This is a genomic window from Novosphingobium capsulatum NBRC 12533 (assembly GCF_001598375.1).
Classification (GTDB): Bacteria; Pseudomonadota; Alphaproteobacteria; order Sphingomonadales; family Sphingomonadaceae; genus Novosphingobium; species Novosphingobium capsulatum.
The window spans coordinates 1-5451 of sequence record NZ_BCYV01000046.1 but is presented as its reverse complement, the minus strand read 5'-3'; the positions used below and the strand labels follow the sequence as shown (position 1 = coordinate 5451).

The following is a 5451-nucleotide window of genomic DNA, read 5'->3' as shown; positions in this document are numbered from 1 at the left end:
ACGGGTGGTCTCGACCGCGACATCGGTGCCGAGCGTGCCATGATCGCGCAGACGATCCCGGGCCTGCGCATTCAGTTCATCGCATTCTGCATTGGTATGGGTGAGAATAAGCCGGCTGGCCTCGGGATGGGCCTGCCGATCGGCATCCCAGCGCTCGATCAGCGCATCACGCGCCGATTCGCGGGTGCGTGATTCGACCACCAGACCAGCGGCATGATAGGCTTCGATGGCCTCGCCGGTCCTGCCGGTCGCCAAGTGTCGGGTAGCATCGCGCTGCCACTCCTCCGCCTGCCGCCGCACTTCGGTAATCTCGACCGCACCATGCCGCTCGGCCATGCTGCGGAAGGCCGCGCCAGCTTCGATGGCCTGGAGTTGCTGCGGATCGCCGACCAGCACGACCTTGGCACCCTGGCGCTCGGCTTCGCTGACCACGCGTTCCATCTGGCGCGTGCCAATCATCCCGGCTTCGTCGATCACCAGGATGGAATTGGGCTTCAGGGTCTCGCGTCCCTGTGCCCACTGGTGCTCGAGACTGGCAATGGTGCGCGAGGCAATGCCCGAACCGTTTTCCAGGTTCTCGGCGGCAATACCGGAGAGGGCAATGCCCCGCACCTCGTAGCCAGCTTTTTCCCAGGCTTCGCGGGCCACACCGAGCATTGCGCTCTTGCCGGTGCCGGCATAGCCGATCACGCTGGCAATACCGCTATCGCCGGTAACATGCTCGAGCGCATGGCGCTGCTCGACCGACAGCACCAGGCCACGCGCTTCGGCGCGATCCAGCGCGGCTGCCAGATGGCGCGCCGGCACGCCATGATGGCGCTCCGCGTCGAGCCTGGCCGTAGCCACCTCGAGCCGCTGTTCGGTCTCGAGCATGGCGCGCGAGGTAAAGCGCTCTTCGCCGCGTCCGTCTGGCCCCAAGCGCACCAGATCGGGCGAACCTCGCACCGCCGACAGCACGGCGTCGAACTGGTCCTTCCCTTCGCTGTGCCGGTGCACGAAGGTGGCGAGGTCGCGCGAAGTGAACGTGGCCTGCTGGTGGGTGATGGCATCGAGCGCGATGCCGGGGTTTTCGAGGATCTTCTCGCCATTGCTCCGGGCGATGGCAAAATGCTCTTCCAGCCGCTCGCGCACCAGACCTTCCTGCGCCATGCGCGCAGCGGCTGGGCCGATCTTGTTCTGCGGCTCGAGATCAATGCCCTGGGCCTCCAAACTCCGGTGATCAATCCGCGCGTCGATATCGAGCTGCGCCAGCCGGCCATTGACGTGCTCGGCCCAGGCTTCGCGCCAGTGGTTCAAGAGCTCGGTCTTGTTCCACTCGCGCACCTTGGGGCCGAAGCCGTTCTCGCCAACTTCGCGCATCGACAGCATCACATGGGCATGGGGCTTGGCGAGGCCGTCAGGCCCCACATCCCAGTGCACATTGAGATCGGCCACCATGCCGCGATCGACAAACTCCTTCTGCACAAAGTCCCGCGCCAGTTGGATGCCGTCGGCCTGGCTCATCTCGCGGGGAATGGCGAACTCGATCTCGCGCGCCAGTTGCGCGTCCTTGCGCACTTCCACGGCTTCGACATCGTTCCACAGCTTCCCCCGGTCGCGCCATTCTTCTGGCGCGCCTTCGGGCAGCATGACTTCGCTGTGCACGACGCCGGTCTTGTTGGAGAAATCGTGGTGCCGATCGAGCCGCGCATCATAGAGCCGATCGGCCGAGCGATAGGCCGCGGCGGCCACGGCGCTCGAGCCGCCACCGCGCGAAACAACTTTGGCCGAGAAGTGGTAGATCGCCATGGCGATCGTCTAGTTACGCCTAAAAGCGCACGTCGGCACGACGTATAAGCGCGCCCTCAAAAGATTTCATCATTCTCGGGACGGCGGAATCCCATGAGGTTTCAGGGAATTGGAATTGATCGTCAAGGCCGATAACTGGAGGGCCTCGCGGCGCAACAGATCGCCGTCACAGGACACCAGACATGCGCAAGCCCCGCAACTATGACGAGGACCTCAAGGTCCTCACCGCCAAGGCCAGGCAACTCAAGGCTCGCAAGCAGAGCCAGCTCGGCGAACTGGTCGAAGCCACTGGCGCAGACGCAATGCCCATCGAAGAGCTGGCCGGCGCGCTGCTGTCGATCGCTGCCATCACCGATTCGCAGCAACGGGAGGGATGGCGCAAACGCGGCGCCGCGTTCTTTTCTGGCGAGCGGCCCGAACACACGCCTGGCCCAAGCACTGGCGACAACGCGCGATCAGCAGCGCCGCACGACCAGCGCCCGCCATCGCCTGGCTCTGCAACAGGCGCGCCATGATACAAGGGCCTGGCAGGTGAAGCGGCGCGAGCGCACGCGGCAGCTGATCGAACTGGGCGGGCTCATTGCCAAAGCTGGCATCATCGAACTTACCGATGATGACCGCGCCGCTATCTTTGGTCTGCTGGTCGAGGCAGCGGCAAAACTGCGCACCGACGACACCGGCACTCAACTCACGCTGTGGCAACGACGCGGCCAGCGGGCGTTTGCCGATACACAAAGACTGAGCAACCGGCGACACCGCTTCCACCATCCATCGCCAGCGCATTGCCCGACGTCAGCTGCATCGCCATAGGGACATGCATGGACGACAAGACCAAAACCCGCATTCTCGGCGTGATCGAACGGGCGCCGCAGTGGCTTCGCAACGATCTAGCCGCCAAGGATGCATCGGCTCGCGCGCGTGCGGAAGAGGCGCTGGCTGCGATGCTGGTCGATGCGATTGGAGTAAGTCAGACCGCGGACGACTGAACAGCAGCGCCAAGCAAGTAGCCACTACGCGTCGGCACATCCTATAACGCACGGCACGGTGGCGGCAGATAGCAGTACAGACGCCCGGACGGCTTGCTGCATGTCAGCCGGAGATCAGGCAGGACCCTGCTTGCTCAAATCACCACCCCGTACCGTAACCTTTGGCTGGCTTATAAAATAGCGTCGGACCAATTCTGATTAACAGACAAGGCGGGCGTAAGGAGACATCGTCATTCTATTGGGCGGCAAACGGATTGCTCCCATAGACAGCTCGGCAAGTCTCTTCCAGGTATCGCCATTTCGGAGGAAACCAATTCACAGACGCGCGCGATCTGCTAAAGCTTTGTGCTGTACCGGCAGTCACAGGTTACGCGACACGTCTTGTGACTGCCGGTGCAACTGCAAATGGCATGCCTCAGGCAGAAAGCGCGGCAAGGCGAGCTGCCCGTGCGAGGTCCTTGGGGCGGCCGAACGACTGCAAGAGATTCCCCAGCTCGGCGCGATCGGGAACGAACCAGGTCTTGCCGTCCAACGCGATCCGCTGGCGCGTTGCCGGAACGATGGCGCGCCAGCGACCACCCTGGCAGTGATGGAAGCCGGCCATAAATTCGACCGGCAGTGGCGGCTCGCGCCACGTTGCAAAAATGGTCGAGCGGAATTCGGCATGATGAGAGCCCTGATGCAGGGCAAGTCCCAACGTGGGTATTATGCGCCGTGCATCGCGAAGACTGAGAAGGACATCGACGTCCCCGACAGGCCCGGGATCGGCGCCATGCAACGCGACCGCCGCACTCGCGATAATCCACCAGGGATCCTGGGCGTTCTCCATGACCTCCGCCACCGCTTCGAGTGACGCGACAAGGGCCTGCTCCATCGTTCACCCCGCTTGTTTAGATGCGCCCGGAACAAGACCGCCGATTTCAAATGCCGGCCGCTAGCCCGCCTGCCGCGCCGTCGCCTCCAACTGGGCGATGCGTTCGGAACAGATGGCATGAACGACGCGGCCGAGTTCCTCGACCTGCTCGCCCAGCCAGGCCAGTTCTTCTTCGGTGATCCGGTAGTGCTTGCTGTACCGCGCCTTGACGTAGGCTTCCTTCAGTTTCTCGAACATCGCCCGCTGCTTGCGGTTGTCGCTGGGCCAGACATGGACCAGCCGGACGTCCAGCCGTTCCGCCTGGGTGCGCAGGAACGCCAGATTGTGGACGTGTGGGGTGTAAAACGTCACGACCAACAGCACGCAGTGATAAAGGCTCTCGGTCGTCTGATGCAGCTCAAACGCCGTTTCTTTCAGATGCCCGCGTTCCAGTCCGAATTTTACGAAGTCATGACGCCGCATCGCAGCTGCGTACCACTCCTCAAAATATTCCTTCGCCATGGCCAGCGCCGCATGCGGCGTCTTGGGCTTGGGCTGGTGCAATTCGGTGTCGTCGCTCTGGTAGAGCGCGATGCCATCGCGGGCCACATCCATGAAAAAATAGCGCCCATGGGCCAGCCCGTCGTTCACCTCCTGCAGGGTGTGGACGATGAAATTGACCGGCGTCTTGATCGTGCCGGCAATGCCGTACTCGCGCATCAGCCGGTCATCGACCTTGGCCCAGTACTTCACCCGGTCGGTCAGGCGCTTGTCGTTGACGATGATGAGGAGGTCATAGTCCGACTGGTAGCCCTTGGCGGTGTGCGGCTCGTCGACCCAGCCGCCGCGCGCATAGCTGCCATAGAGCAGGACCTTGAGAATGCGGCCCTTCTTCTTCCACTCGTGCGAAGCCAGGGCCAGGGCGTCCTCGAATTCCTCGAAGACGATCTGCACCACGCGCTCAAGCTCGCGCTGCTTGTTGGCGGGAAGATGGTCGAGATCGCTGCGCATGACATGGCTACCCTGTCGCGATGGCCGCCCGATGGCAAGTCATCGGGCGGCCTGAATTTTTCACCACGGCCACCAGCGCTGCCACCAGTGCCCATAGACCGCGCGGGTCAGCGTGGAGAGGGCCTTGGCCAGTTCGGCCTGCACGGCCTCGACACCGATGCCATGGCGCTGGGCCAGCTCGGCATAGCTGGCGCCTTCGAAGCGCACCGCCCGGAAGATCGCCCGCTGCCGCTTGGTCATGCGACGCAGGCCACGCTGGCCCCGGCGCCAGAACGCGCGCGGCGAGATCGGTGGCAAGACGGGCGTGCCCCATTCGGGTGGGAGAGGCCGGTTCATGGCCGGTCCTCCCCGCAGGCCAGGAGGAAGTCGGCCGCCTTGCTGGCCGCACTGGCAGCCCGGAAGATCGCCTTCTCGTCGGCGCACAGCACTTCGAGCCACGCTCCGATATAGTCGGCATGCCGCACCGTCGGCACAATGCCCAGCGCCGCACAGGCAAAGGCACTGGCCATTTCCGCGACAAGTTCCTCTTTTGCGTAGGACGCAGAGCCAAACTTGCCGGTCTGATCACGATCCAGCCGGCTCTTGTGGCCTGTCGCGTGGCCGAGTTCGTGCAGGGCCGTGCGGAACCAGTTGATCGGCTCGAGGAAGGCAGCCTGGGGCGGCACCTGCACCACGTCATGCGTGGGGGAATAGAACGCTTCCCCGCCACCGATGCGGAAGGTCACTCCGCTGTTCTGGATCACGCGATCGGCGCCGGCAATCGCCAGCTCGGGCGCGATCGGCGCCACCGGGGCAATCATGTCTTCGGGCAGG

8 protein-coding genes are annotated in these 5451 nt (G+C 63.7%); 3 read left to right on the top strand and 5 right to left on the bottom strand.

The window, feature by feature from the left end:
• Positions 1-1788: Ti-type conjugative transfer relaxase TraA (traA, locus tag SCA01S_RS21390; RefSeq protein WP_084391178.1), on the bottom strand; the 1788-nt coding region annotated here is incomplete at its 3' end.
• A gap of 182 nt (positions 1789-1970) precedes the next feature.
• Here traA and SCA01S_RS21385 point away from each other — a divergent pair.
• The 3 genes from SCA01S_RS21385 to SCA01S_RS22655 are packed head-to-tail and all read left to right on the top strand — an operon-like array spanning position 1971 to position 2774.
• Positions 1971-2303: a conjugal transfer protein TraD gene (locus tag SCA01S_RS21385; protein WP_062788825.1), complete on the top strand. Its 333-nt coding sequence runs from the start codon at positions 1971-1973 to the stop codon at positions 2301-2303.
• A gap of 16 nt (positions 2304-2319) precedes the next feature.
• Positions 2320-2598 carry a conjugal transfer protein TraD gene (locus SCA01S_RS21380; RefSeq protein WP_084391176.1) on the top strand — a complete coding sequence of 93 codons (279 nt, stop codon included), beginning with the start codon at positions 2320-2322 and terminating at the stop codon, positions 2596-2598.
• Between the two features lie 8 nt (positions 2599-2606).
• Positions 2607-2774, top strand: coding sequence for a DUF6771 family protein (locus SCA01S_RS22655; RefSeq protein ID WP_167542939.1), 168 nt, complete (start codon positions 2607-2609; stop codon positions 2772-2774).
• Positions 2775-3189: 415 nt separating this feature from the next.
• Here SCA01S_RS22655 and SCA01S_RS21375 read toward each other — a convergent pair whose 3' ends face one another.
• The 4 genes from SCA01S_RS21375 to SCA01S_RS22650 form a co-directional block, all read right to left on the bottom strand.
• Positions 3190-3648 (bottom strand): hypothetical protein, encoded by a 459-nt coding sequence (locus SCA01S_RS21375; protein WP_062788824.1) that lies wholly within the window; start codon positions 3646-3648, stop codon positions 3190-3192.
• Between the two features lie 60 nt (positions 3649-3708).
• Positions 3709-4638: a nucleotidyltransferase and HEPN domain-containing protein gene (locus SCA01S_RS21370; RefSeq protein ID WP_062788822.1), complete on the bottom strand. Its 930-nt coding sequence runs from the start codon at positions 4636-4638 to the stop codon at positions 3709-3711.
• 60 nt (positions 4639-4698) lie between these two features.
• Positions 4699-4974: a sigma-70 region 4 domain-containing protein gene (locus SCA01S_RS21365; protein WP_062788820.1), complete on the bottom strand. Its 276-nt coding sequence runs from the start codon at positions 4972-4974 to the stop codon at positions 4699-4701.
• On the bottom strand, positions 4971-5451 hold a 481-nt coding region (locus tag SCA01S_RS22650), incomplete at its 5' end, for a zincin-like metallopeptidase domain-containing protein (protein ID WP_245652868.1). The genes SCA01S_RS21365 and SCA01S_RS22650, both read right to left, overlap by 4 nt.

Coding starts and splice junctions, on each gene's coding strand:
- SCA01S_RS21385 (WP_062788825.1), top strand. CDS start 1,971: ATGCGCAAGCCCCGCAACTATGACGAGGACCTCAAGGTCCTCACCGCC.
- SCA01S_RS22655 (WP_167542939.1), top strand. CDS start 2,607: ATGGACGACAAGACCAAAACCCGCATTCTCGGCGTGATCGAACGGGCG.
- SCA01S_RS21375 (WP_062788824.1), bottom strand. CDS start 3,648: ATGGAGCAGGCCCTTGTCGCGTCACTCGAAGCGGTGGCGGAGGTCATG.
- SCA01S_RS21370 (WP_062788822.1), bottom strand. CDS start 4,638: ATGCGCAGCGATCTCGACCATCTTCCCGCCAACAAGCAGCGCGAGCTT.
- SCA01S_RS21365 (WP_062788820.1), bottom strand. CDS start 4,974: ATGAACCGGCCTCTCCCACCCGAATGGGGCACGCCCGTCTTGCCACCG.